The sequence below is a fragment of the Herbidospora daliensis genome (assembly GCF_001570585.1).
Lineage (GTDB): Bacteria > Actinomycetota > Actinomycetes > Streptosporangiales > Streptosporangiaceae > Herbidospora > Herbidospora daliensis.
In genome coordinates this window covers 253,985-280,024 of the sequence record NZ_BBXF01000002.1, presented here as the reverse complement: position 1 = coordinate 280,024, position 26,040 = coordinate 253,985, and the positions used below count along the sequence as shown (strand labels likewise).

Here is a 26,040-nt window from a genome sequence, read left to right as displayed (position 1 = left end):
AACCACCACGGCCCGGGGCGTCGACCAGGTCATCTGCGATCTGAAGGATCAGAGGCCGAACTGGAGCTTGATCCCGCCGATGAACGTCGCGTCGTCGGCCGCGGCGCGGGTGGCGAGCAGGTCGGCGGCGTACTGGCCCGCCGTGTAGCGGAGGCGGTCGGTGCCGTCGGTCACCGCTGCCCAGATGGTCTCGGCGACGACCTCGGGTTCGTCGCCGGCGGTGCTCATCTGGCCCTGGGCGGTGAAGAACGCTCCCACCAGTTTCTGGTATTCGGGCAGGTTCTCGTCGTTGGTGAAGTCGAGGGAGCGGCCGGCGAAGTCGGTGTTGACGAAGCCGGGCTCGACGATTTTGACGTTCACGCCGATCGCCGCGAGTTCGTAGTGCAGGGCCTCGCTCAGTCCTTCGACGGCGAACTTGGTGCCGTGGTACAGGGTGCCGAGGGGGAGGGTGATCTTGCCGCCGATCGAGGACACGTTGACGACGGTGCCGCTTCCGTTGGCGCGCAGGTGCGGGAGGACGGCCTTGGTCGTCTCCAGCAGGCCCAGGACGTTCACGTCGAACTGGCGGTGGATCTTGTCCATCGGGGTGGCCTCCAGCACGCCGTAGGCGCCGTAGCCGGCGTTGTTGAGCAGGGCGTCGATGCGGCCGAAGCGCGCCAGGCCGGCGTCGACCGCCGCCTTGATCGAGGCGGAGTCCTGTACGTCGAGACGGGTGACGAGCACGTTGTCCAGGGTGGTGAGCTCGGTTTCGTGTTCGGGGCTGCGCATCGTGGCGATGACGTTCCAGCCCTGCTCGTGGAAGTGCTTCGCGGTGGCCCGGCCGATGCCGCTGGAGCTGCCGGTGATGAGGATCGTGCTGGTCATGATGGTCTCCGTTCGTCGTCGCGGTGGCGTGGTCATTACGTTAGGCGGGAGAGCGCGCCAGGGAACTAGCGGAAGACGCCTTCCTACTTGCCATTCGCGCCAACCGTGCCAGCATGGGGAGATGGCCTCAGAGCGGTTCACTCTCGACCCGGGCGCGCGGGCGCTGCTGCACGACCTCGGGATCTCCGTCGCCCGGGTGTTGCGGCGGGCTCGGCTGCCGGCCGGGGTCTTCGCGCAGGGGCCGGTCACCATGACGATCGAGGAGTACTACCGGTTCTGGGAGGCGATCGACGCCGAGGCCGACGATCCCGATCTGGCGGCGCGGATCGGGCGGGCGCTGTCGGTCGAGGTGTTCAACCCGCCGATCTTCGCGGCGTTGTGCAGCGCCGACCTGCGTACCGCGGCCGAGCGCATCGCGGCGTTCAAGCCGCTCATCGGGCCGGTCCGGCTCGACGTCGCCGCCGACCGCGACGGGCTGACGATCACGTTCGGGTGGCCCGACGGGCCCCCGCCGCCGCGGTTGCTCGTCGTCGGTGAGTTCGCGTTCTGGGTGGCGCTGGCGCGTATCGGGACGCGGGGTGAGGTGCTGCCCACTCGGGTGGGCATGCGGGGGGCTCCGGCCCCGTCGGCCGCGCTGATCTCCTATTTCGGGTCGGGCATCGTCGAGGCCGAGGTCGACAGTGTGACGTTCTCCGCTGCGGATGCCGCCCTGCCGTTCCTCACCGAGGACGAGTCGATGTGGACGTTCTTCGCGCCGGAACTGCGCCGCCGGTTGTCGGAGCTGACCGCGTCCGACACCACTGCCGAGCGGGTGCGGGCGGCGCTGCACGAGCGGCTGCCCGCCGGGGAGAGTTCGATCGACGCCGTCGCGGCGCAGCTCATGCTCAGTCCGCGGACCGTTCAGCGGCAGTTGCAGGCGGAGGGCACCAGCTATCAGGCCGTGCTTAGCGGCACTCGGGAAGGGCTGGCCCGCCTCTACCTGAGCGATCGGTCGCTGACCACGTCGCAGATCGCCTACCTGCTGGCCTACGACGACGCCAACTCCTTCTACCGGGCCTTCCGCCGCTGGACCGGGGTCACGCCTGAAGCGGCACGGCTGCTTGCCGCCGGACGGTAGGGACCAGCAGCGCCAGCACGACGGTGATCGCCGACGTGGCGGCCAGCAGCAGGAAGCCCCACGTGAAGCCCGACTCGGCGGGCGAGCCGCCGGGCTGCAGGTGCGCGGTGACGACCGAGGCGAAGACCGCGGTGCCGATCGAGCCGCCGATGTTGCGGATGTTGGCGTTCATGCCGCTGGCCACGCCGGTCTGGTGCGGGGGCACGCCCTGGACGATGAGGCTGCTCATGCCCGCGTACGCCAAACCGAGGCCGAGGCCGAACACCGCGCCGGCGACCGCGATCTTCCAGGGACGGTCGTGGAAGTGGGTGAAGGCGACGCAGGAGGCGGTGCTGAGCAGGGCGCTGCCCACCAACTGGGCCTTGGCGCCGGCGAGCCTGCCCAGCGGGCCGCTCAGGAAGCCGCCCAGCGACATGGTCGCGAGCATCGGGAGCATCACCAGCCCGGCCTGGGCGACGGTGAAGCCGAAGCCGTAGCCGGTGCCGGCCGGGATCTGCAGGAACACCGGGAGGAAGCCGGTGACGGCGAACATGCCGGCGCCGAACAGCAGGGCCACCAGGTTGGTCGTCCAGACCACCGGGCGGCGCATCATGCGCATGTCGACGAGCGGGTCGCGCGACCGCAGCTCGACCCAGACCCAGGCGGTGAAGCCGATCGCGGCGAGCACGAACAGGGTGATCACGATGGGGGAGCCCCAGCCCCAGGAGGACGCCTTGCTGAGCGGGACCAGCAGGGCCACCAGCCAGCCCGACAGCAGGATCGCGGCCGGCCAGGCGACGCGGCCGGGGGTGCGCACCGGCGATTCGGGCACGTACCGGGCCACCATCACGGCGGCCGCGGCGACCAGGACCATCGGGATCCAGAACAACCACCGCCAGCCCAGGGCGGCGACGATCGGGCCCGACAACACGATGCCCGCGCCGCCTCCGGCGGCCAGGATCGCCGACAGGCCGCCGACGGCCGAGGGCACCCGCTCGGCGGGGAACTCGTCGCGGATGATGCCGAACGACACCGGGAACAGGGCGCCGCCGAGGCCCTGGATCACCCGGGCGCAGATCAGCACGCCGATGTTGGGGGCGAGGGCGGCCAGGAGGCAGCCGGCCACGGTCGCGCCGAGGGCGATCAGCAGGATGCGCCGCTTGCCGATCATGTCGCCGATCCGGCCGAGAAGGGGGGTCGCGACGGAGGCCGACAACAACCAGGCGGTCAGCACCCAAGCGACGGCGCTCTGGGTGGTGCCGAGGTCCCGCTGGATGGTCGGCAACACGGGGCTGACCAGCGATTGGAGGACGGAGAACGCGGCGGCGGCCGACGCCAGCACGGCGAAGGTACGCCGCGGCGATGCGGTGGTTCGTGACATGGGAATCCTTCGACGGGTGCCGTGGCGACGGCCGACGACGACCCGATCTGCTAACTTGAGGAGTGCCTCCAGATTAGCGGAGGCTCCCCTCCAGTTAACCGGGGAGGACCGGTGACTTACGACACGGCCGGTGGGCGGGGTGTCGCCGTACGCCGTCCGCACCGCGCCGACGCGCGGCGCAACTTCGACGCGCTGCTCAAGGCCGCCCGCGAAGCCTTCGCCGAGAACGGCGCCAACGCGTCGCTGGAGGACATCGCCCGCCGCGCGGGCGTGGGCATCGGCACCCTCTACCGCAACTTCCCCACCCGGCAGGACCTGTTCGACACCGTCTACGTCGGAGAGGTGGAGGAACTCTGCCGCGCGGCCGACGACGTCGCCGACCTGCCGCCGTGGGACGCCCTCGCCACCTGGCTGGGCCGCTTCGTCGCGTACATCGCCACCAAACGCGCCCTCTCCGAGGCGCTCAACCGCGAGTCCGAGATGTTCCGGTCGTGCCGGGAGGCGATCTACGCCGCGGGCGAGCCGCTGTTCGCGCGTGCGCGGAGCGCCGGAGAACTCCGGCCCGACGTCTCCTTCGACGATCTGGTGCGCATGATCGGCGGCATCGTCGGTGCCGGGTACGTCGACGGAGAACAGCGTGAACGTGTTCTCGGATTCGCTCTCGACGGAGTGCGGGCCCGACCTGAATAGGGAATTCGAATAGGCGATTGTCGAAACGCTGAAAGTTTCAGATTAATTGACCGTATTCGACGCCGACCGTACCGTTCGATCATCGCCTTCGCGTGTATTGAATGCGCGCGCTTCCTGACAGGAGAGGCCCATGACAGAACGACGTGTACGCCGGCGACTGACCGCCTGGCTGGTGGTCGCCCTGCTCGGCGCGGCGAGCGTGCTCACCCCGGCGACCCCCGCCGGCGCCGCCACCACCTGCACGTTGACGTTCAAGGCGAACTGGATCGGGACGATCGACGGCAAGTACAAGTGGACGGTGGAGGCGAAGATCTCCAACACCGGCACGACGCCGTCGACCACGTGGCAGACGGTCATCGATTGGCCGTCCGTCGCGGTCGTCGCGCAATATTGGAACACGACGAATCCGGCGCCCGATGTATGGGCTCCCGTGGGTTACAACCACGTCATCGCGGCGGGCAAGGCCGCCTACTTCGGATTCGACATCCGGATGCCCACGTCGGGTGTGACGCACCCGACCCCCACGTCCAGTTCGTGCACCATCACCTATTAGGGATGGGAAACGGGCGGGTCCTCCGTGGAGGCCCGCTCGTTTTCAGATGGTGATCAGGAACCTCTCGTATGACCCGACGGTGTCGGCCCGCGCGCGGAGCATGGCGTAGCCGTCGTTCGCATAAGCCAGTTCGGCGCTCACGTATTTACCGGTGGCGATCGACCTGATCGTGCAGTGTTCGGTGTCGGCCTCGCAGTCGACCGCGAACTGCTCGAACGATTTGAAGCTGTCGGCACGCGCCCGCAGCATGCCCTTGTCGGCGCCGGTGTAGTTCTTCTCCGCGCTCACATAGCGCTTGGCGCCGAGGGAGTAGAGCGTTTTGTAGCCGGGGCCGGGGCACAGGGAGAACTTCTCCCAGGCGCCGGGCGATTTCGTCCGGGCCCGCAGCATGCCGGAATAGTATCCGGCGTAGTCGACCTCGGCGGCGACGTACTGGTTGTTGGCCAGCGACTTGATCGTGACCGTGTCGCAGGTGTCGCTCCCCATGTCCCAGGGGATCCCCGCGGCGAGCGCCGGGCTCGTGGTGACCAGTGCGAGCGGCAGCGCCACCGACACCAGGCCGAACGCGACCAGGGCGTTTTTGATCTTCATGTGTCCTGCCTTCTCGTGGTCGGGCCGTCTACCAGCGGCCGCCCTTGTGGAGCTGGCCGCGTACGGCCCCGTCGGGGAACTGGCTGGTGTGCAGGTTGGCGTACCAGTTCTTCGGGTTCTTCTTGATGTCGCGGAGCAGGCGGCTGCTGACGCGGACCGAGCCCTTGCTGGTGTTGCCGCGGATCGTGCCGTTGGAGAGCAGGTCGATGACGACCGGGCCGTTCACGCCCGCCTTGCCCCGGTGGATGTGGAAGGCGGTGGGCCGGGCGGTGCGCCGCCACTCGACGAAGTAGTAGAAGCGGTCGCCGCTGATGCGGAACTTGGCGACCGCCGCGCCGTCGCGGTCGTTGACCTTCTTGCCCGGCTCCCGCACCTCGTTGCGGCCGAGGAGCCCGGCCGCGAAGTAGTACTTCGTCGAGGCGGCCGTGTGGTGCTGGGGGGCGGCGGACGCGGGGACGGCGATCGAGGTCGCGCCGGCCACCATCGTGACCACTGCCGCGCCCCTGATCGCGCGCAGCATTATCCGACGCCCGCTCATCTTTTTGGACTCGCTCATTTCTCCCTCTTTCGTAGTCCTTAGTCGTCGCGGTCGACCGGAATCACCATAGCGGGCGGTTCGTGTAATTCTTTGCGAAATTCATGTGATCAGGGCCACAGAAAAGAAGGAAGTATTTATTCACTAATCGTCCACTTGTTTTCAACAAATGAAGGACGGCTCGACCACGCCTTCGGATGCCCTACCCTCAAGACGGAAAAACCAGAACAGAGAATGGCTTTCGCGTGTACTCGGAACCCGAGCTCGAGCACCGTGTCCGGGCGGGCGACCTGGTGGCGGCGCTGACCGAGCGCACCCCCGCCGTCGGCGCCAACGACGGCGGCTGGCCCGGCCTGACCCTCTACCGCTTCACCGAGCCGTCGGCCCCGACCTGGGAAGCCATCCGGACGTTGTCGCTCGGCATCGTCGCGCAGGGCAGCAAAGCGGTGATCGTGGACGGCAGGCGCTACGTCTACGACCCCTTCCACTACCTCGTGATCGGCGGCAACCTGCACTTCCAGTGCGAGGTGCTGCGGGCCGACCCGGCCGAGCCGTTCCTGTCGCTCGTCCTGGAGATCGACCCCGCGCTGGTGCGGAAGATCTCGACCGACATGCTCGGCCCGCGCTCGCGGGCGGCCGGGCAGCCCGCCGCTGAGGAACAGGCCGATCCGTGCGTCGTCTCCCCGGTCGATCCGGAGCTGATGGCGGCGCTCCTGCGATTTCTGCGGGCGCTCGACGGCGACGCCGACCGGCGGGTGCTGGCCCCGATCTGCGTCGAGGAGATGGTCTACCGGGTGCTGCGCCAGGAGCAGTTCTCCCGGCTGCTGCACCTGTCGTCCAGGCAGCCCTCCAGCGACGCGGTCTCGGCCGCGCTGACCTACGTGCGCATGCACTACGCCGAGCCGGTGACGGTCGACGATCTGGCCAGGCAGGCGGCCCTGAGCCCGTCGGCGTTCTCGGCGCTGTTCCGCGAGGTCACGGGGTGTTCTCCGTACCGGTTCCTGAAGGACTACCGGCTCGACCGGGCCCGTGAGCTGCTCGTCGTCCGAGGGCGCAACGTCGCGGAGGTGTCCCGCAGGGTCGGCTACGCCAGCGTCTCCCACTTCATCAAGGAGTTCCGGGCCCGCTTCGGCGTCACGCCCAGGGCCTATGCCGACGCCCGCACCGTGGAGGCTGAATTGCGGCGGATGCGGGCATCCGACCGGTAATGGGCAATCATCGAGCAGGATCACGACACCCGGCGCCGTCATCGTCCGCTTTACTGACTGCTTGTCGATGACAAGGTGGTGCAGGAGGGGTGGCCGAGCCGATCTCCATCGGCGGCGCTCCGACCTTCCAGATCCTGGGCCCGCTGCGGATCTGGCGGGACGGCGTCGAACTCAACGCCGGTCCGCGCCAGCAGTACTTCCTGCTGGCCCTGCTGCTGGCCAGGGAAGGGCGGCCGATCAGCACCGACGAGCTGATCGACCTCATCTGGCCGGAGCACCCGCCGGCGAGCGCCCTCAACGTCATCCACAAGTACGTCGGCTCGCTGCGCCGCCTGCTGGAGCCCGACCTCTCGGTCCGGGACTTCGGCTCCTACCTGCAACGGCACGGCAACGGATACCTGTTCACGGCCGGTGAGGCGCGGCTCGACCTCGTCGTGTTCCGCGACCTGGTCGCGGCGGCCGCGGCGGAGGAACGTCCAGAAGAGGCCCTCGACGCCTACACGCGGGCGCTGGAGCTCTGGCAGGGCCCGGCGGGCGACGGGCTGAACCCCGAACCGGCCGCGGCCGCGATCTTCGCCCGGCTCGACGCCCAGTTCCACGACGCCTGTACGGTCGCCGCCGACCTCGCGGTGTCGCTGGGAAGGCCCGAACGGGTGGTGCCGGCGCTGCGCCTGGCCGCCCGGATGGCCCCGCTGCACGAGCCGGTGCAGGCGAGCCTCATCACCACCCTGGCCGCCGCCGGTCAGCAGGCCGAGGCGCTGGCGGTGTTCCGCGAGGTGCGCGCCCGGCTATTCACCGAACTCGGCATCGCCCCCGGCCAGGCGCTGTCGGCCGCGCACCGGCAGGTCGTCGGCGTGAGCCCGGCGGCGGCCGGCCCGCCGGGGCTCCTCGGCCGGGCCGAGGAACTGGCGAAGTCGTGGCAGGCGATCGACGCGGTCTTCGCCGGAGGCACCGGGATCGTCGTCCTGGAGGGCGAGCCGGGCATCGGCAAGACCACGGTGCTGAACGCGATCACCGCCGAGGCGGCCGGGCGCGGCGCGGCCGTCGTCTGGAGCCAGTGCCTCGAAGACGAGGGCGCGCCGTCGATGTGGCCGTGGGTGCAGCTGGCCGGGGGCCTGCTGGACACGCTGCCCGAGGAGGCGCGGGAGAGGTGGCTCGCCGGTGAGCTCGGCCACCTCCTGCGGTCGGGCGGCACGGGGTGCCCCGACGACGCCGCCCGGTTCGGCCTGTTCGAGGCGGTCGTCGCCGTGGTCGGGGAGGTGGCCGCACAGCGGCCGCTGGTGCTCACGATCGACGATCTCCAGTGGGCCGACCTGGCGTCACTGCGCCTGTTCGACCACCTCGCGGCGCGCCTGCCGGGCGGCGCCGCGATCATCACGGCGCTCCGCGACCGCGCGCCCGTGCCCGGGTCGGCGTTGTCGCACACGCTCGCCGGGGCCAGCCGGACGCCGGGCCACCACCGGCTGCGGGTCGGCCCGCTGGGCCCGGTCGAGGTGGCCGAGCTGATCGGGCGCGAGACCGGCCGCGACCCCGACCCCGGCACCGTGCGCGACCTCTACGACCGCAGTTCCGGCAACCCGTTCTACGTCCGGGAGCTGGCCCGGCTGCTCGGCGACGGCGGAGCGTCGGCCGAGGGGGTGCCCGCCACGGTGCGGGACGTCGTCCGCGACCGGACGGCCCGGCTGCACGAACGCGCCGGGGACCTGATCCAGATCTCCGCGCTGATCGGGCGGCAGGTGAGCCTCAGCCTGCTCGCCGAGGTCGCGGGCCATGACGTACAGACCTGTCTCGACCATCTGGAACCGGCGGTGGCGCTCGGCCTGCTCGAATCGATCCCGGGAGACCCGTTCTCGATGCGGTTCCCGCACGACCTGGTCAGGGAGTCGATCAGCGAGGCGACCCCTTCGGGCCGGGCGATCAGGCTGCACCTGCGGGTGGCCGACGCGCTCGAACGCATCGGCTCCTCCCGCGACAACGTGGCCGAACGCATCGCCCGCCACCTGTGGGCGGCCGGTCCTCTCGCCGACCCCCACCGGACCGCGACGGCCCTGGCCCGCGCGAAGGGCGACGCCAATCAGAGTTCGGCGGTTCCCGGCGCGGGCGCCTGAACACCGAGTGTTTACCGGAACGTGGGGGCCCCTCCGCAGGTCAGGACGGTTTCGACCCCTATCATCGGGGTTTCTATGTTGCGGGCGTTCTTCAGGACCGAGGCGGGCAGCACGAGTGTGCTGCTCGGGGCCACCCTTGCGGCGCTGCTCTGGGCCAACTCCCCATGGGGCCACACCTATGAGGCGTTCTGGCACATCAAGGCCGGGTTGTCGTTCGGCGACGCCGTCTTCTCGCTCGATCTGCGCCACTGGGTCAACGACGGGTTCATGACCCTGTTCTTCTTCCTGATCGGCCTGGAGATCTCCTACGAGGTGCGCCTCGGCCAGCTCACCGACCGGCGGCTGCTGGCCGTGCCCGCCGTCGCGGCGTTCGGGGGGCTGCTCGTCCCGGCGCTCGTCTACCTGGCCCTGAACGCGGGCGGGCCGGGGGCGGGCGGCTGGGGGGTGCCGATCGCCACCGACACGGCGTTCGTGCTGGGGGTGCTGGCCGTCGTGGGGGCCCGCTGCCCCGAGCCGTTGCGGGCGTTCCTGCTGACGCTCGCGATCGTCGACGACGTGCTGGCGATCATCGTGATCGCGGTGTTCTACACCGCCGAGTTGTCGGTGCCGTCGTTGTTCGTCGCGGCGGCGCTGCTGGCCGCGATCGTGATGTTGCGCTGGCTGAAGATCTGGCGGGCGCCGGCGTACATCACGCTGGGGTTCGCCCTGTGGGTGGCGACCCTGGAGAGCGGGGTGCACCCCACGCTGATCGGCATCGCGCTCGGGGTGCTGGTCTTCGTGTACGCGCCCAACGAGTACAAGCTGCTGACGGCGGGAGAGGCCGTCCACGAGTTCACCGCCGACCCCACCGCGCGCGGGGCCCGGCGGGCGGCGCGCAAGGTGCAGTCGGCGGTCTCGGTGAACGAGCGGCTCCAGCTGCGGATCAGCCCGTGGAGCAGCTACCTGATCGTGCCGGTGTTCGCGCTGGCCAACGCGGGGGTGGTGCTCGACGCCGAGTCGCTGCGGCGGGCGGTCACCTCGCCGATCACGATCGGCATCGTGCTGGGCCTGCTGCTGGGCAAGTTCGTCGGCATCGCGCTCGGCACCTGGTTGCCGCTGCGGCTGAAGTGGGGGGTGCTGCCGGGCAACCTGGTGTGGGGGCAGCTGCTGGGCGGCGCGGCCGTGTCGGGCATCGGGTTCACGGTGTCGTTGTTCATCGTCGGGCTGGCGTTCGACGATCCGGCCGTGCAGAGCCAGGCCAAGATCGGCATCCTGGCCGGGTCGCTGCTGTCGGCGCTGACTGGCTGGCTGATCTTCCGCATGGCCTGGGACCGGGGCGGGGTCTGCGCGCCGCCGGAGGCGGCCCTCGAACCGGTGGAGGAGCTGCCGGTGCTGCTGTCCGAGCCGGTCGGGCCCGACGACCACGTGCGCGGCCCGGCCGTCTACAAGGTCACGGTCGTCGAGTACGGCGACTTCGAGTGCCCCTACTGCGGCCGCCTGCACCCGATCATGGAGGAGCTGCTCGCCCGGCACCGCACGACCCGGCTGGTGTTCCGCCACTTCCCGCTGCGGACCATCCACCCGAGGGCGGTGCCGGCCGCGCTGGCGGCCGAGGGCGCGGCGGCCGACGGGAAGTTCTGGGAGATGCACGACACGCTGTTCGCCAACCAGCGGTTCCTGACCGTGAACGACCTGACCCGCTACGCCCAAGAGCTCGGCGTCGACCCGTGGCCCGACGTGCCCACCGGGCTCGCCAAGATCGGCCACGACGAGGAGACGGGCCGGGCCGGCGGGGTGCGCGGCACCCCGACGTTGTTCATCAACGGCCTGCGCTACCAGGGCGGCATGGACCTCGAATCGATCAGCCGGGCGATCTCCGAGGCCGAGCGGCGGCCCTAGCCGTCGGACCTCCGCCCGCTCACCACGTGGGCGTCGGGCCCCGGGAACACCAGGCAGTCGTGGTCGTCGCCCGACCAGCGCACCAGGTAGGGAGGAGAGCCGTCAGGGTGGCGCACCTCGGTGATCACGCCGACCTTCCGTGATTCGTGATCGCTGCTGCCCTCGACGATCAGCCGATCTCCCATAGCGGCCTTCATCGTCTTCTCCTTCCGTCTTTCGTCCATCGTCCGTCAGGGGTCAGGGGGTGGACGCCCAAGAGAGGTGAAAAAGCTCCCCTCGTGGTCCCAGAGTGGGCGAAAGTGGAATCTGAGGGAGAAAGAGGACCCACCATGATTCCGATCATCGTCGTGGGGGTCGACGGATCGGCTCCCGCGCTCGCGGCCGTGGAGTACGCGGCCCAGGACGCGGAGCGCAGACGCGCCGCCCTGCGGATCGTGCACGTGCGCCCGGCCGCCGTTTTGCAGGGCGACCTGAACGCCGTGCAGGAGCGGTACCACCAGGACATCCTCAGCGCGGCGCAGCAGCGGGCCTGGGAATGCGCGCCCGACCTGCAGATCAGCGCCAAGCTCGCCGTCGGGCCGCCCGCCGAGCGGCTGAGGGAGGCGGCGCGCGACGCCGACGAGATCGTGATCGGCAGCCGGGGCAAGGGCGGGTTCGCCGGGCTGATCCTCGGCTCGGTCGGCCTGTCGATGGTGGGCCACGTCCCCGGCCCGGTCGTCGTCGTCAGGAAGCCCGCCCGGCACGCCTACGGGCTGCTCGTCGCCGGGTACGACGGCGGCGAGGAGTCGGAGGCCGCGCTCGACTTCGCCTTCGCCGAGGCCGACCGGCGCGGCGCCCGCCTCAAGCTCGTGTACGCGTGGGAGCCGCCCTCGTTCGCGGCGTCCGCCGTGGTCTACGGCGCGCTGCTCCAGGAGATGTACGACGAGCACGTCGCCCGCGTCTGGGACCGGCTGGCCCTCTGGACGGACAAGTACCCCCACGTCCCGGTCGAGCGCCTGGCCCACTGCGGCCACCCCGTCTTCCTGCTCTCGGAGGAGTCGCGGGCCGCCGACCTCGTGGTCGTCGGCTCGCACGGACGGGGCGCGCTGGCCTCCTTCGCCCTCGGCTCGGTCGGCCACGGCCTGCTGCACCGGGCGCACTGCCCGGTCGCCGTCGTGGCCGACCGGGATCAGGGCTCGTAGAGGTCAGTCTCGCTCAGCACCGGGTCGCCGTGCTCCGAGCGGCCCAGGCGGGACGCGGAGCCGAACATCGGCCCGCGAGCCCGCTGGACGCCCGCGAACCGACCGAAACCGATCGGCTTCGGCACGTCGTCGTAGACGGCCTCCATGCCGCCCCGCACCGAGTAGGTCTCGTGCCAGAAACCCGTGCCGCCCGAGTCGCGCAGGAAGTCGAGCCACCACTGCCGATGCGGCTCCGACCGGGCGAAGGCCAGCAGCGACGGCAGATCGCGCCAGTACTGGCGCATGCCCATGTTCATCGGGAAGAACGAGTAGTAGACCGGCTCGTGAAGCAGCAGACCGTCGGGTTTCCCCTCGACCGATCCCTGGATCTTCCGGCCGAAGCTGAAGAAGGTCCTGATCCCGTACAGATGGTTCACGCGCATGCCCAGGTACAGGACCATCAGGTCGGGATAGGCGGACAGATCGACGGTCTGCCGGTTCACTCGGGTTGGCATCCCACGCTCCTTGAGGCTCGGGTTCTCCTCAATGTACGAACGCGGACTGGACGGGGACTGAACGCGCCGCTCAGTTCAGCCGGAAGACGGTCAGCACGGCGGCGTGGTCGGAGGTCCAGGCGTTGGCCGAGGGGTTGCCCTGCGAGGGCGTGCCCTCCCAGACCGCCTCCGACGACACGACGGTCAGCGGCCCCCGGTAGTGGATGAAGTCGATGCGGTCCTGGGGTTCCGGCTCGCCGGTGTGGGAGTCGTAGCCGTAGCCGCCGGTGAAGGTTTTGAAGACCGGCGACCAGGTGGCGCCCGGGTGGGTCGCCGGGTTCGGGTTGGCCTGGCGGTAGGAGTCGACGAGGCCCGCGTTCGCCGGGGCCGTCGAGGTGGGCCAGGCGACCGGGCCGTAGCCGCACCGGGAGGCGGCCGACGTCCAGTCGAGGTGGGAAGGGGCGTTGAAGTCGCCGGTCAGCAGGACCGGGGTGGTCGCCGAGGCGGCGAGGTCGCCGGACATGGCGCTGATGATCGAGGTGATCTGCCCGGTACGACCCGAACTGGCCTCACGGTTCATGAGCTGCTGGACGCTCATCCGGCCGAAGCAGGCGTCGTAGGGGCCGTAGGGGGTGTACCCGAGGTGGGCGCTCCAGAGCCGGAGCGAACGCGCGCCCAGGTCGATCTTGGCGGCGACGGCGCTGCCCGCGACGGTCGGCGTGGTGCCGGTGATCGGGTAGCGGCTGAGCACCGCGGTGTCGGAGTTCTGGAAGTACGACCACCCGAGCGCCGCCGCGAGGGTCTGCGCGGCCGAGCCCTGGTTCTCCTGGATGCCGACGACGTCGATGTCGCGTTCGAGCAGGAACCTCAGCTGCTTCTCCAGCCCGCCCGCCACCTGGGTGCCGCCGTGCCACAGGTTCCAGCTCAGCGCCCTGAACTGCGGCACCAGCACGCCCGACTGGACGCGGATCGTCACGGTCGCGTCCGCGGTGCCGGTGCTCGTGGTGGCCCTGATCCCGACGACGGCGTCACCGGCCGAGGTCGGCGTGCCGCTCACGACGCCCGACGACGACACCGACGCCCACGCCGGACCGGAGGTCTTCGTGAAGGAAGCGCCCTGGACGAGCCCGCCGACCGTCGCCGAGTAGGCGCTGCCGACCTTGGCGTTGCGCAGCGTGAACGCCGAGGCCGGGAACCGCGGCGCGGCGTCACTGGTGATCCGCAGCGTGACGGGCGGGGCGAGCCAGGTGTACCCGTCGTTGTAGAGGTAGTAGACGATGTAGTCGCCCGCGCTCAGCCCGGCGGTCGCCAGCGTGGCCGAGCCGCTGGAGCCGGGGGTGTACGCCCAGGTCAGCGAGGCCCCCACCTGAGTCTGGTTGACCGGGCCGTTGCCGGGGTTCCGGTAGAGGCCGACCCAGTTCTTGCTGTTCGGCCTGGACGTCGTGTAGCCGAGCCGGATCGGGTCGCCCGAGGTCACCGTGGTGGAGGCGAGCGTCAGGGCGCCCGACGCGGGGGCGGTCAGCCGCACGGAGACGGGGTCGGCGAGCCAGGTGTAGCCGTCGTCGTACAGGAAGAAGAGCTGGTAGTTCCCGGCGGCCAGACCTGACGTCGGCAGGGTGCCGGTGCCGCCGGCCGAGGGGGCGTAGACCCACTTGATCGACGGGCCGACGTAGGTCTCGCCGACGGGGCCGTTGCCGGGGTCGGCGTACAGGCCGACCCAGTTGGCGGAGTCGGGCCGGGAGGTGGCGTAGCTGAAACGGAGGTCCGAGCCGACCACGACGGACGCCGACGCGACCGTCAGGGTCCCGTCGGCGGCGTGGGCGGGCTGGACGGTCAGGGAGACGGCCGCGACGGCCAGGACCAGGGCGAGAAGCCTGCGCATGACCGTGATCGTCCGCATCCGGCGTGCCCGCCGGGTGACATCGCGGTCGCCTCGAACCGAACCACGGCCCAACACTGGGCGGCCCCGCTACTCCGTGGTACCGTGTAGTGGTACTCGGTGGCACTGAGTACTGAGGAGGTGCGATGGACGACCTGACGGAGATGATGAAGGGCACGCTCGAAGGGTGCGTGCTGGAGATCATCGGCACCGAGGAGACCTACGGCTACGCCATCACGCGCCGCCTGAACGACCTCGGCTTCGCCGACGTCGTCGAGGGCACGGTCTACACCATCCTGCTGCGGCTGGAGAAGAACGGGCTGGTCCAGGTGGCGAAACGGCCGTCGGGCAAGGGCCCGCCCCGCAAGTTCTACGCCCTCAACGAAGCCGGCCGCCGGGAGCTCGCGACCTTCTGGGCGAAATGGGAGTACGTCACCGAGCGCATCGAGAAGCTCAGGGAAGGCGGGAGATGAACCTCTGGGACACCATGACGGGCAACGACATGACCCGTGACTGGAAGGCGTTCGAGGCCCGCGCCGAGAAGCTGCCGCCCGACTTCCGGGCGGCCTGGGCGCAGATCCAGAACGGTCTCTTCCCCTACGGAGACTTCACCGGCCGGAACCTGATGCCGATCCTCGACGGCGCGCTGGGGCTGCTCGAAGAGACCGCGGCCGACGGGCGGACCATCCGGGAGGTGCTGGGCGACGACGTCCCCGGCTTCTGCGCGGCGCTGGCCGACGGCCAGGGGGCCCGGAGCTTCCGCGACCGGTGGCGGGCGCGGCTGAACAGGAAAGTGGCCAGGAAACTGCGCTTCCGGGACGCCATCGAAGGCAAGCGGCAGTGGCGGGCGTACCTCGCGCGGATCAAGGCCCTGCCGCCCGACTACCGGATCGTCTACCGGGAGATGGAGCGCTACCTCTTCAAGGTCGGGTCGGCCGAGCTGCTCGCCGGCGTGCTCGACTTCTTCGAGGAGGGCGCGGCCGACGGCAAAGGGGTGCGGGAGCTCGTCGGAACCGACGTGGCGGCCTTCTGCGACGATCTCATCGAGGACCCGCCCGCCTCCGCGTGACCTAACATTCGGACATGGGGACAACTGCGGGCATTGTGCTTGCGGGCGGACGTTCCACCCGAATGGGACAGCCCAAAGCCTGGCTGGAGTGGCACGGCTCGACCCTGCTCTACCGGGCCGCCGCCGTGCTCGCCCGGACGGTCGACGGACCGGTCGTCGTGGTGGCCGCTCCCGGGCAGGAGTTGCCGCCGCTGCCCCCGGCCGTCACCGTCGTCGAAGATCCCGTCGAGGGCCTCGGGCCCATGCAGGGGCTGGCCGTGGGGCTCGCGGCGGTGGCCGACCGGGCCGAGACGGCCTTCGTGTGCTCCACCGACATGCCGTTCCTGCACCCCGCCTTCGTCCGCCGCGTGTTGCGGGCCCTGCCTGAGGGAACCGACGTCGCGCTCCCGGTGGCGCGGGGGTTCCGGCAGCCGCTGGCCGCCGGATACCGCACCACCCTGGCCGGGCTGGTCAGGGATCTGCTCGCCGAGGGCGACCTGCGGCCCGGGATGCTCTTCAAGCACTGCGAGGTCGTCCAGCTCGACGACGCGGCGCTGCTGGCCGACGCCGAGCTGGCGCGCCGCGACCCGGCGCTCGATTCGGTGGTGAACGTCAACTCCCCCGACGACTACACGGCGGCCCGCGAGCGGCCGGAGCCCGAGATCACGGTGGAGTGCTTCGGCGCGCTGGCGCGCAACGGCGGCCACCGGCCGCGCGCCGTCCGGGCCGCGACCCTGGGAGCCGCCGCGAGCGCGGCCGGGCTCACCCTCGACCGCCACATCGTGGCCGCGCTCAACGGCGACCAGGTGACCCGCGACGAACGGCTGCCCCTGGTGGCGGGCGACACCGTCGCCTTCCTGTCCGCGGACGCCGGAGGGTGAGCGCGATGACGCCTGGTGGATTCTTCGGACGGGCCCTGATCGTGGACGTCGACGGCCGCGCCGCCGTCGGCGCGCCCTACGAGCTCGACGAGCGGGTGCTGCGCGCCTACCTGGGCGGGGTCGGGCTCGGCACCTGGTTGCTCCACCGGCTGGCCCCCGCCGGGGTCGACCCCCTCGCGCCCGAGGCCCCGCTGGCCTTCGTCTTCTCCTCGCTGGTCGGCACCCCGCTGACGACCAGCGCCAAGTTCGCCGTGGTGGCCAAGTCGCCGCTGACCGGGCTGCTGACCGACGCCCTGGCGTCCAGCCAGTTCGCCATCGCGGGCAAGCTGACCGGGCACGACGCGCTGGTGATCCGGGGGCGGGCCGACGAGCTCTCGGTGCTGCTGATCGACGGCGACGGCGTGCGGCTCGAACCCGCGCCCGAGCTCGCCGGGCTGACCGCCGCCGAGGCCGAGACCGCCGCGCGGGCCCGCTTCGGCCGCAACTGGCGTACTGCGGCCATCGGCCCGGCGGGGGAGCGCCTGGTGCGGTACTCGACCATCAGCCACGACGGCCGGCACGCCGGACGGGGCGGCCTGGGCGCGACGATGGGCGCCAAGAACATCAAGGCCGTGCTGGTCAGAGCCGCGACCAAGGTGGCCGTCGCCGACCAGCCGGGCGTCCTGGCCGCCGCCCGCGACCTGCGGCGGCGCAGCTTCGGCCCGGCCACGGCGAAGTACCGCGAGCTCGGCACGCTGGCCAACCTGCTGGCCTTCAACGCCGTCAGCACCCTGCCCACCCGCAACTTCACCGCGGCGACCTTCGAGGGCGCGCCCCGGCTGGCCGCCGAGGAGCTGCACGAACTGCGCGGGGTGGCCCGCAACAGCTGCGCGTCGTGCTCCATCGGCTGCGAGCACATCTACTCGCGCAAGGGCGGCGGCAGCCAGCGGATGGAGTACGAGAACGTCTTCGCGCTCGGCCCGCTGTGCGGCGTGTCCGACCCCGACGAGGTGTTCGCCGCCAGCGCCCGCTGCGACGAGCTGGGCGTCGACACCATCTCGGCGGGCGGCACCATCGCCTGGGCCATGGAGTGCGTCGAACGCGGCCTGCTCGACGAGCCGTGGTTGCGGTTCGGCGACGGCGCGGCGCTGCTGCGCGCGCTCGACGCGATCGGGGCGCGGTCGCCCGGCCTCGGCGAGCTGCTCGCGCAGGGCTCGCGGCGGGCCGCCGCCGTGGTCGGGCACGGTTCGATCGACTTCGCGCCCCAGGTCAAGGGCCTGGAGCTGCCCGGCTACGAGCCGCGCAGCCTGCAGGCGATGGCGCTCGGGCTCGCGGTGAACGCCAGGGGCGCCGACCACAACCGGTCGGGCGCCTACGAGGCCGACCTGTCGGGCGAGCTCGACCGGCTGGCGGGCGGCGCCGCCCACGTCGCCGCGGCGGTCGAGACCGAAGACCGCGCGGCGATCATGGACTCGATGATCCTGTGCAAGTTCCTGCGCGGCGTCTTCGAGGAGCCCTTCACCGAGTGGGCCAAGCTGCTGGCGCTGGTCACCGGCTGGCCGGTCGACGCCGCCGAACTGCGGGAGACCGCGCGGCGCATCGTCGTGGCGAAACGCGCCTTCAACCTGCGAGAAGGGGCCACCGCGGCCGACGACACACTGCCCGCCCGGATGCTGGAGACGCCCCTCCAGCTCGGCTCGGGCCGTCAGGCCACCCTGGACGCCGACCGCCTGCGGTCGATGATCGACACTTACTACGCCGCGCGCGGCTTCGACCGGGAGGGACGGGTCGTGAGCGGCAGTTCCGACCTGCTGCTCGACTTATAGCGTAGTCGTATGTCGTATACTGTATTCCATCAATCGCTCCACGCGTGAGGTTGAGATGACGATTCTCGAGGAGCCGGCGACGTCCGTACGGACGGTGTCCGTCGAAATCGACGGCCGCGCCGTGACCGTGCCCGAGGGCACCACCATCTACGACGCCGCCAAGCGACTCGACATCGACATCCCGGTGTTGTGCCACGACGAGCGTTTCGACCCCGTCGGGGTGTGCCGCATGTGCGTGGTCGACACCGGCGGGCGGGCCTTCGCCGCCGCCTGCGTGCGTCCGTGCGACGACGGCATGCAGGTCAAGACCACCACCCCCGAGCTGGAGCGCAGCCGGGCCGTGCTGACCGAGCTGCTGATCTCCGACCAGCCGCCGCGCGCCGAAGACCCGAAGCAGACCACGACCGGCGACAACCTGCTCCTCGGCCTCGCCGACCGGTTCGACGTCGCCAAGGAGACCACCGACCTGCCGTGCGGCTCGGGCCGGGGCCTCGACCTGTCCAACCCGGTGATCGCCGTCGACCACGACGCGTGCATCCTCTGCGACCGCTGCGTGCGGGCGTGCGACGACGTCCAGGGCAACGACGTCATCGGCCGGTCGGGCAAGGGCTACTCGACGAAGATCGCGTTCGACCTCAACGACCCGATGGGCGCCAGCTCGTGCGTGACCTGCGGCGAGTGCGTGCAGGCGTGTCCCACGGGCGCGCTGACCAACAAGCCGATCAACGACGTGCCGATCCGGCCGCGCGAGGAGCTCGACGCGGTCGACAGCGTCTGCCCCTACTGCGGCGTCGGGTGCGCGCTCACCTACTACGTCGACCGGTCGCGCGGCGCGATCGCCTTCGCCGAGGGCCGCGACCAGCCCGGCTCGAAGGGCCGCCTGTGCGTGAAGGGCCGCTACGGCTGGGACTACGCGGCCTCGCCCCAGCGCCTGACCACCCCCCTGATCCGCATCGAGTCGTCCTACCCCAAGGGCCCGCTGTCGGCCGACGTACGCGGCGACGGCGAGCGGGAGCGCGGGCGGCGCGGCGGGAAGCTGAGCAAGAACGGCAAAGACGGCCGGCGCAAGCCCGGCGGCCTGGTCGACTACGACGAGGTGCTGCCGCACTTCCGCGAGGCCACCTGGGAGGAGGCGCTCGACCTCGTCGCCCGGCGGCTCACCGAGATCCACCGCGAGCAGGGCGCCGGCGCGATCGCCGGGTTCGGCTCCGCGAAGTGCTCCAACGAGGAGGCCTACCTCTTCCAGAAGCTGATCAGGGCGGGCTTCGGCACCAACAACATCGACCACTGCACCCGGCTCTGCCACGCCTCGTCGGTGGCCGCGCTGTTCGAGGGCGTCGGCTCCGGCGCGGTCTCGACCACCTACGGCGACGTCGCCAACGCCGACGTCGTGATCATCACGGGCTCGAACCCGACGGCCAACCACCCCGTCGCCAGCTCCTTCTTCAAGCAGGCCCGCCGCCGCGGCACGAAGATCATCTACGTCGACCCGCGCGCCAGCACGGTGTCGGAGCACGCCGACTTCCACTGCCAGGTCAAGCCCGGCACCGACGTGGCGTTCTACAACTCGGTCATGCACGAGGTGATCAGGCTCGGCCTGATCGACCTCGAGTTCATCAAGGCCCGGGTGTCGAACTTCGAAGAGCTGGTCCGCACCGTCAACGACTACCCGCCGGAGCGCGGCGCGCAGATCACCGGCGTCGACGCCGACCTGATCCGCCAGGTCGCCCGCGTGTGGGGCGAGGCCAAGGCCGGGGTCATCTACTGGGGCATGGGCATCTCCCAGCACACCACCGGCACCGACAACGCCCGCTGCCTGATCGCGATGTGCTCGATCACCGGCAACGTCGGCCGTCCCGGCACCGGGCTCCACCCGCTGCGCGGGCAGAACAACGTCCAGGGCGCCTCCGACGCCGGGCTGATCCCGATGTTCTATCCCGACTACCAGGGGGTCGACCGCGAGGCCACCCGCCGGCGGTTCGAGGAGGCCTGGGGCGCCGAGCTCGACCCCAACCGGGGCCTGACCGTCACCGAGATCATCGGGTCGGTGCTGAAGCCGGGCGGCGTGCGCGGGATGTACATGCTGGGCGAGAACCCGTTCCTGTCCGACCCCAACATCAACAAGGTGCGCAAGGCGCTCTCGCAGCTGGAGTTCCTGGTCGTCCAGGACATCTTCATGACCGAGACGGCCGAGTTCGCCGACGTCATCCTGCCCGCGTCGTCCTACCTGGAGAAAGACGGCAGCTACACCAACACCGACCGGCGGGTGCAGCTCGGCCGCAAGGTGATGGACCCGCCGGGGCAGGCCCGCGTCGACTGGGAGATCGTCCAGGACATCGCCCGGCGCATCGGCCTCGACTGGTCCTACTCCTCGCCCAGCGAGGTGTTCGACGAGATGGTGGCGCTGATGCCGTCCTACCGGAACCTGCGCCACGACAACCTGGGGCTGACCGGGAAGCTCTACCCCAACGCCGACCCCGAGCACTCCGACGGGACCGTGGTCCTGTTCGACGAGCGCTTCAACACCGACGACGGCCTCGCCCACCTGGTGCCGGCGCAGTGGCTCCCGGCCAAGGAGCTGCCCGACGCCGACTATCCGCTGGTGCTCAACACCGGCCGGCTGCTCGAACACTGGCACACCGGGTCGATGACCCGGCGGTCGTTCGCGCTCGACTCGATCTCGCCGATCGCCGAGGTCTACATGCACCCGAAGGACGCCGCCGACCGGGGGCTGGCCCACGGCCAGATGGCCCGCGTCAGGTCGCGTCGCGGCGTCATCGAGCTGCAGGTGCGCATCTCCCACCGCGAGCAGCTCGGCAACTGCTTCATCCCGTTCCACTTCCGTGAGGCGGCGGCCAACCTGCTGACGATCGACGAGATCGACCCCCACGGAAAGATCCCCGAGTTCAAGTTCTGCGCGATCCAGGTCGAGGCTGCGAAATGACACTCAGTTTCCAGGGTTCCCGGGTGCCCGGCGTCGAGGCGCGGGCCGGGAAGTTCCCCGGCCCGTCGCTGATCCCGGCGCTCAACGCCATCCAGGCCCGGCTCGGCTGGCTGCCGCGCGAGGAGCTCGAGGAGCTGGGCCGCACCATGCGCCGCCCGCTCTACGAGATCGAGGGCCTGATCTCGTTCTATCCCCACTTCCGCACCACCCCGCCCGCCAAGGTGGCCGTCAACGTCTGCCACGACCTGTCGTGCTGGTTGCGGTCGGCCGACGACCGGATCGCCGAGGTGAAGGCCCGCTACGGCGACGACACCGAGATCGAGCTCACCGAGGTCTCCTGCCTGGGCCGCTGCGACAGCGCCCCGGCGCTGGCCGTCAACGAGGTCCCGGCCCCGGTCGCCGACGTCGACGCGCTCGTGTCGGCCGCCCGCGACTCCTCGCTCGGCGAGGCCGCCGTGACGGGCCGCGCCGAGCCCTGGCCCAACGACCCCTACCCGGCCGGTTCCGGCGTCTCCGGGCGTTACGCCAGCCTGCGCGCCCTGCTGTCGGGCGAACTGAGCGCCGAGGGCGTGGTGGCGACGCTGGAGGCGTCGGGGCTGCGTGGCATGGGCGGCGCGGGCTTCCCCACCGGCCGCAAGTGGGGGCTGGTGCGCGCGGCCGAGCCGGGCGGCGTCAAATACGTCATCTGCAACGCCGACGAGTCGGAGCCGGGCACTTTCAAAGACCGCCAGATCTTGACCGACCAGCCCCACCTGGTGATCGAGGGCCTGCTGCTCGGCATGGCCGTGGTCGGGGCCGAGCAGGGCTGGATCTTCATCCGGCACGAATACGGGCCGGAAGAGCGGGTGCTGCACGCCGAGATCGAGGCCCTGCGCGCGGCGGGCGTCCTCGGCGAGAACGCGTGCGGCAGCGGCCGCCGCCTCGACCTCGACATCTTCGTCTCGCCCGGGGGCTACATCCTCGGCGAGGAGACCGCGCTGCTCGAATGTATGGAGGGCCACCGAGGCGAGCCGCGCAACAAGCCGCCCTTCCCCGGCAACTACGGCCTCCACGGCCGGCCCACCCTGATCAACTCGGTCGAGACCTTCGCCGACGTGCCGGTGATCCTGCGGCGCGGCGCCGATTGGTGGGCCGCGCAGGGCGCGGGCGAGTCGGTCGGCTGGAAGTTCTTCGCCGTCTCGGGCCACGTCGAGAACCCCGGCGTCTACTGCGTGCCCATGGGCACCACCGTGCGCGCGCTGATCGACCTCGCGGGCGGCGTGCTCGATGGGGCCGAGGTGGGGGCGGTGCAGCCGGGCGGGGCGTCGTCCAACTTCATCGGGCCCGACAAGCTCGACCTGGCCCTCGACTTCGGCACCCTCGCCGAGGCGGGCACCATGCTCGGCTCCGGCGCGATGGTGGTGCTGGCCGAGGGCACCGACCTGCTGGCCGCCTCGACCAACGTGCTGCGGTTCTTCCGCAACGAGTCGTGCGGCAAGTGCGTGCCGTGCCGGGTCGGCTCGACCAAGGCCCACGACCTGCTGCGCGGCGCCCTCGACACCGGGTCGTCGACCCTCGACGACACGCAGCGGGGCCGGATCCTCCAGCTGGAGGAGACCATGCGCAAGACGTCGATCTGCGGGCTCGGCCAGGTGGCGCTCGGGCCGGTCGTGTCGGTGCTCGGGCTCGACAAGGGCGGCGCGGCGGCCCGTCCGCAGCCCCGGCCCGAGGGGTCGGCGGAGCAGCCCGACCGATGAGCGGCAAGGAGTTCTTCACCGCCCGCACGCTCGCCGAGGTGCGGGCCGGTTTCCGGCCCGCGCGCCGTACGCAGGTGGAGCGGGTGCCGCTGGCCGAGGCGCTGCACCGGGTGCCCGCCGCCGAGGTCACCACGCCCGCCGCGCTGCCCGGCTTCGCCCGCTCGACCGTCGACGGCTTCGCGGTCCGGGCGGCCGACACCTACGGCGCGTCCGACGGGCTGCCGTCCTACCTCGACCTGGTCGGCGCGGTCCAGATGGGCGCCGCGCCCACGGTCGCGGTGCGGCCGGGCGGGTGCGTCGCGATGCCGACCGGGGGCGTGCTCCCCGAGGGCGCCGACGCCGTGGTCATGGTCGAGTACACCGCCGAGACCATGCCCGGCACGATCGAGGTCACCCGGCCCGTCGCGCCCGGCGGCGGCGTCGTGCGGGCCGACGACGACGTGGCGGCGGGTGGGGTGCTGGTGCCCGCCGGGCGGCCGCTGCGCGCTCCCGACCTGGGCTTCCTCGCCGCCGCCGGGGTGACGACGGTCGCCGTGCACCGGCGGCCCCGGGTGGCGATCGTCTCCACCGGCGACGAGGTGGTGCCGCCCGAGACCGAGGCGCTCACCGCCGGGCAGGTGCGCGACGCCACCGCCTCGGCGCTGGCCGGGCTGGTCGCCGAGGCGGGCGGCGAGCCGGTGATCGCCGGGATCGTGCCCGACGAGCCGGGCGCGCTGAAAGACCGGTTGTCCGAGCTGCTGCCGGCCGCCGACCTGGTGGTCGTGTCGGCGGGGTCGTCGGTCGGGGCGCGCGACGAGACCGCCGGCGCGGTGGCCGCCCTCGGCGACGTCTGGTGCCACGGCATCGCCATCAAGCCCGGCAAGCCCACCCTGCTGGCCGAGTGCGGCGGGGTCCCGGTCATCGGGCTGCCCGGCAACCCGCTGTCGGCGCTGGTGGTGTTCGGGCAGGTCGGCGTGCCATTGGTGTGGCGCGTCGGCGGGTGCGAGACCCCGCCGCCGAGGCCCGGCACCCGGGCGCGGTTGTCGCGTGACCTGGCGTCGGCGGCCGGGCGGCTCGACGTGGTCCAGGTGGCGGTCCGCGACGGCGTGGCGGAGCCGATCTTCGGCCCGTCGGCGCTGCTGTCGGTGTTGACTCGTGCCGACGGATACGTGATCGTGCCCGAGCCGGCCACCGGCCTCGGCGCGGGCACCGAGGTAGAGGTAGTCCTGTACGGATGAGCGCGGAAAGTCCCTTCGTCTCCGACGTCCCTTCGGCCCAGGCCCTGTCCGTCTGGCGTGAGGCCCGTGCGGCGGCGGGTTGTCCCGCCCGGGTCGGCGTGGTCCGGGTGCCGGTCGGCGCGGCCGTGGGCCGGGTGACGGCCGAGCCGGTGTGGGCGCTGCGCTCCTCGCCCGCGTTCGACTCCTCGGCCATGGACGGCATCGCGGTCCGCGCGGCCGACACCGTCGGGGCGTCCGAGACCGTCCCGGTCCTCCTCGCCGCCGGTGACTTCGCGGTCGTCGACACCGGCGACCCGCTGCCCGACGGATACGACGCCGTGGTGATGCGCGAGCACGTCCACCGCACCCCTGCCGGAGAGGCGGAGGTGCGGGCGGCCGTGCCGCCCTACCAGCACGTCAGGTCGATCGGCGAGGACATCAGCGCGGGTGAGCTGCTGCTCCCCGAGGGCCATCGGCTGCGCCCGGTCGACGTCGCCGCGTCCGCGGCGGCCGGGGCCGTCGATCTCCTCGTACGCCGCGCGCCGCGGGTGGTGATCGTGCCGACCGGCGACGAGATCCGCCCGATCGGCGCGGAGTTGGCTCCGGGCGACATCCTCGACACCAACTCGATGATGCTCGCCGCGCAGGCCCGGGAGGCGGGCTGCGAGGCGCGGGTCACCGGCATCGTGCCCGACGACCCCGCGGCCATCACCGCCGTGTTGCTGGAGGCCGCCCGCGAGGCCGATCTGGTGCTGCTCATCGCGGGCTCCAGCGCCGGGCGCGACGACTACACCGCCCGCGTGGTCGCCGGGGCGGGGGTCGTCGCCGTCCACGGGGTCGCGGTGCGGCCCGGCCATCCGGTCGTGCTGGGCGCGGCCGGGGAGACGCCCGTGATCGGGGTGCCCGGCTACCCCGTTTCCGCGGCCCTGACGTTCGACATCTTCGCCGCCCCGCTGCTGGCCGAGCTCGAAGGCGCCGCGCCGCGCGAACGCCCGTCGACCACGGCCCACCTGGCCAGGAAGCTGCCCTCGGCGATCGGCATGGACGACTGGGTCAGGGTGCGCCTGGGCCGGGTCGACGACCGGCTCGTCGCCACCCCGCTGCCCCGGGGCGCGGGCGTGCTCACCTCGCTGGTCAGGGCCGACGGGCTGCTCGTCGTGCCCTCGGGCGTCGAGGGCCACCACGCCGGGGAGCAGGTGCGGGTCGAACTGCTGCGCGGCCTGTCGGAGATCGGCCGCACCATCGTCGCGATCGGCTCCCACGACCTGGTGCTCGACCTGGCCGCCTCGGCGCTGCGCGCGGCCGACCCGCTGATCACCCTGGCGTCGTCGAACGTCGGCTCGCTCGGCGGCCTGGTGGCGCTGCGCGACGGCCTGTGCCACATCGCCGGGTCACACCTGCTCGACCCGGTCACCGGCGACTACACGCTGCCCTACGTCGACCGGCTGCTGGGGGCGGGCGCCGACGTCGCGGTGGTCCGGCTGGTCCACCGCGACCAGGGGCTGATCGTCGCGCCCGGCAACCCGCTCGATCTCGACGGCGTCAAAGACCTGACCCGGCCCGGCCTGCGCTACGTCAACCGGCAGCGCGGCGCGGGCACGCGGGCGCTGCTCGACCACGAACTCGCCCGCCTCGGCATCGACCCGGCCGAGGTGCCCGGTTACGCCCGCGAGGAGCACACCCACCTGGCCGTGGCCGCCGCCGTCGCGGCCGGACGCGCCGACGCCGGTCTGGGCATCCTCGCCGCCGCCCGCGCCTTCGGGCTTGACTTCGTGCCGGTGGCCCAGGAGCCCTACGACCTGGTGATGCGTACCGGCGCGCTGACCGACGACCTGCTCGCCCCGTTGTGGGAGCTGCTCGACCGGCCCGCCTTCCGCGCCGAGGTCGAGGCGCTGGGGGGCTACTCCTGCGCGGAGACGGGGCGGCGCGTTCGCTGACCCCTTTTTGTCATCTGCTGTACTTGCGACAAACTTGCAATAACTAGGGTGATCGC

22 protein-coding genes are annotated in these 26,040 nt (G+C 71.5%); 15 read left to right on the top strand and 7 right to left on the bottom strand.

The features are described 5' to 3' along the window. Positions 1-48: 48 nt before the first annotated feature. Entirely contained in the window at positions 49-864 is an 816-nt protein-coding gene (locus AW274_RS07555; RefSeq protein ID WP_062430372.1) for an SDR family oxidoreductase, read from the bottom strand. A gap of 121 nt (positions 865-985) precedes the next feature. Between AW274_RS07555 and AW274_RS07550 the strand changes: the two genes are divergently transcribed. After that, the gene (locus AW274_RS07550; RefSeq protein ID WP_062430371.1) at positions 986-1,981 is read left to right on the top strand and encodes an AraC family transcriptional regulator; all 996 of its coding nucleotides are present in this window, start codon (positions 986-988) and stop codon (positions 1,979-1,981) included. Here the strand turns inward: AW274_RS07550 and AW274_RS07545 are convergent. Then, positions 1,941-3,341: an MFS transporter gene (locus AW274_RS07545; RefSeq protein WP_062430370.1), complete on the bottom strand. Its 1,401-nt coding sequence runs from the start codon at positions 3,339-3,341 to the stop codon at positions 1,941-1,943. The two genes, AW274_RS07550 and AW274_RS07545, sit on opposite strands and share 41 nt — an antisense overlap. A gap of 111 nt (positions 3,342-3,452) precedes the next feature. Here AW274_RS07545 and AW274_RS07540 point away from each other — a divergent pair, with 111 nt between their 5' ends. Together AW274_RS07540 and AW274_RS07535 are read left to right on the top strand one after the other, a co-directional pair. Further along, positions 3,453-4,031: a TetR/AcrR family transcriptional regulator gene (locus AW274_RS07540; protein ID WP_062430369.1), complete on the top strand. Its 579-nt coding sequence runs from the start codon at positions 3,453-3,455 to the stop codon at positions 4,029-4,031. A gap of 130 nt (positions 4,032-4,161) precedes the next feature. Next, on the top strand, positions 4,162-4,584 hold the full coding sequence (locus AW274_RS07535) for a cellulose binding domain-containing protein (protein WP_083973927.1): 423 nt from the start codon (positions 4,162-4,164) through the stop codon (positions 4,582-4,584). Positions 4,585-4,626: 42 nt separating this feature from the next. On the opposite strand, the gene AW274_RS07530 is transcribed toward AW274_RS07535, so the two are convergent. Together AW274_RS07530 and AW274_RS07525 are read right to left on the bottom strand one after the other, a co-directional pair. Then, entirely contained in the window at positions 4,627-5,175 is a 549-nt protein-coding gene (locus AW274_RS07530) for a fascin domain-containing protein (RefSeq protein WP_062430367.1), read from the bottom strand. 28 nt (positions 5,176-5,203) lie between these two features. Continuing rightward, entirely contained in the window at positions 5,204-5,731 is a 528-nt protein-coding gene (locus tag AW274_RS07525; RefSeq protein ID WP_083973926.1) for a CHRD domain-containing protein, read from the bottom strand. A 224-nt stretch (positions 5,732-5,955) separates the two neighbouring features. Between AW274_RS07525 and AW274_RS07520 the strand changes: the two genes are divergently transcribed. The 3 genes from AW274_RS07520 (at position 5,956) to nhaA (ending at position 10,904) form a co-directional block, all read left to right on the top strand. Next, the gene (locus AW274_RS07520) at positions 5,956-6,918 is read left to right on the top strand and encodes an AraC family transcriptional regulator (protein ID WP_062430365.1); all 963 of its coding nucleotides are present in this window, start codon (positions 5,956-5,958) and stop codon (positions 6,916-6,918) included. 89 nt (positions 6,919-7,007) lie between these two features. Continuing rightward, positions 7,008-9,026 (top strand): ATP-binding protein, encoded by a 2,019-nt coding sequence (locus AW274_RS07515; RefSeq protein ID WP_062430364.1) that lies wholly within the window; start codon positions 7,008-7,010, stop codon positions 9,024-9,026. 75 nt (positions 9,027-9,101) lie between these two features. Continuing rightward, a complete protein-coding gene (gene nhaA, locus AW274_RS07510) occupies positions 9,102-10,904 on the top strand; it encodes a Na+/H+ antiporter NhaA (RefSeq protein ID WP_062430363.1) in 1,803 nt (600 codons plus the stop codon). Here nhaA and AW274_RS07505 read toward each other — a convergent pair. Beyond that, positions 10,901-11,101: a DUF1918 domain-containing protein gene (locus AW274_RS07505; protein WP_062431761.1), complete on the bottom strand. Its 201-nt coding sequence runs from the start codon at positions 11,099-11,101 to the stop codon at positions 10,901-10,903. The genes nhaA and AW274_RS07505 overlap by 4 nt on opposite strands. 132 nt (positions 11,102-11,233) lie before the next feature. On the opposite strand from AW274_RS07505, the gene AW274_RS07500 reads away from it, so the two are divergent. Beyond that, a complete protein-coding gene (locus tag AW274_RS07500) occupies positions 11,234-12,085 on the top strand; it encodes a universal stress protein (RefSeq protein WP_062430362.1) in 852 nt (283 codons plus the stop codon). Here the strand turns inward: AW274_RS07500 and AW274_RS07495 are convergent. Together AW274_RS07495 and AW274_RS07490 are read right to left on the bottom strand one after the other, a co-directional pair. Continuing rightward, a complete protein-coding gene (locus AW274_RS07495; protein ID WP_062430361.1) occupies positions 12,073-12,579 on the bottom strand; it encodes a monooxygenase family protein in 507 nt (168 codons plus the stop codon). The genes AW274_RS07500 and AW274_RS07495 overlap by 13 nt on opposite strands. A 70-nt stretch (positions 12,580-12,649) precedes the next feature. Next, entirely contained in the window at positions 12,650-14,440 is a 1,791-nt protein-coding gene (locus tag AW274_RS07490) for an endonuclease/exonuclease/phosphatase family protein (protein WP_157519879.1), read from the bottom strand. A 143-nt stretch (positions 14,441-14,583) separates the two neighbouring features. Between AW274_RS07490 and AW274_RS07485 the strand changes: the two genes are divergently transcribed. From AW274_RS07485 to AW274_RS07450, 8 genes are read left to right on the top strand one after another with little or no spacing between them, the layout of a single operon-like run. After that, positions 14,584-14,910: a PadR family transcriptional regulator gene (locus AW274_RS07485; protein WP_062430359.1), complete on the top strand. Its 327-nt coding sequence runs from the start codon at positions 14,584-14,586 to the stop codon at positions 14,908-14,910. Next, complete coding sequence (locus AW274_RS40065; protein WP_157519877.1) at positions 14,907-15,506, top strand: DUF1048 domain-containing protein; 600 nt, start codon at positions 14,907-14,909, stop codon at positions 15,504-15,506. Before AW274_RS07485 ends, AW274_RS40065 begins: the two co-directional genes overlap by 4 nt. Positions 15,507-15,520: 14 nt before the next feature. Beyond that, positions 15,521-16,366: an NTP transferase domain-containing protein gene (locus AW274_RS07475; protein WP_062430358.1), complete on the top strand. Its 846-nt coding sequence runs from the start codon at positions 15,521-15,523 to the stop codon at positions 16,364-16,366. A gap of 5 nt (positions 16,367-16,371) precedes the next feature. Further along, entirely contained in the window at positions 16,372-18,171 is a 1,800-nt protein-coding gene (locus AW274_RS07470) for an aldehyde ferredoxin oxidoreductase family protein (RefSeq protein WP_062430357.1), read from the top strand. A gap of 55 nt (positions 18,172-18,226) precedes the next feature. Continuing rightward, positions 18,227-21,115: a formate dehydrogenase subunit alpha gene (gene fdhF / locus AW274_RS07465; RefSeq protein WP_062430356.1), complete on the top strand. Its 2,889-nt coding sequence runs from the start codon at positions 18,227-18,229 to the stop codon at positions 21,113-21,115. Continuing rightward, the gene (locus AW274_RS07460) at positions 21,112-22,851 is read left to right on the top strand and encodes an NAD(P)H-dependent oxidoreductase subunit E (RefSeq protein WP_062430355.1); all 1,740 of its coding nucleotides are present in this window, start codon (positions 21,112-21,114) and stop codon (positions 22,849-22,851) included. The genes fdhF and AW274_RS07460 overlap by 4 nt, the downstream gene beginning before the upstream one ends. Next, positions 22,848-24,068, top strand: a complete 1,221-nt coding sequence (locus AW274_RS07455) for a molybdopterin molybdotransferase MoeA (RefSeq protein WP_062430354.1) — start codon at positions 22,848-22,850, stop codon at positions 24,066-24,068. The genes AW274_RS07460 and AW274_RS07455 overlap by 4 nt, the downstream gene beginning before the upstream one ends. After that, positions 24,065-25,984, top strand: coding sequence for a molybdopterin biosynthesis protein (locus tag AW274_RS07450; protein ID WP_062430353.1), 1,920 nt, complete (start codon positions 24,065-24,067; stop codon positions 25,982-25,984). Before AW274_RS07455 ends, AW274_RS07450 begins: the two co-directional genes overlap by 4 nt. Positions 25,985-26,040 lie beyond the last annotated feature (56 nt).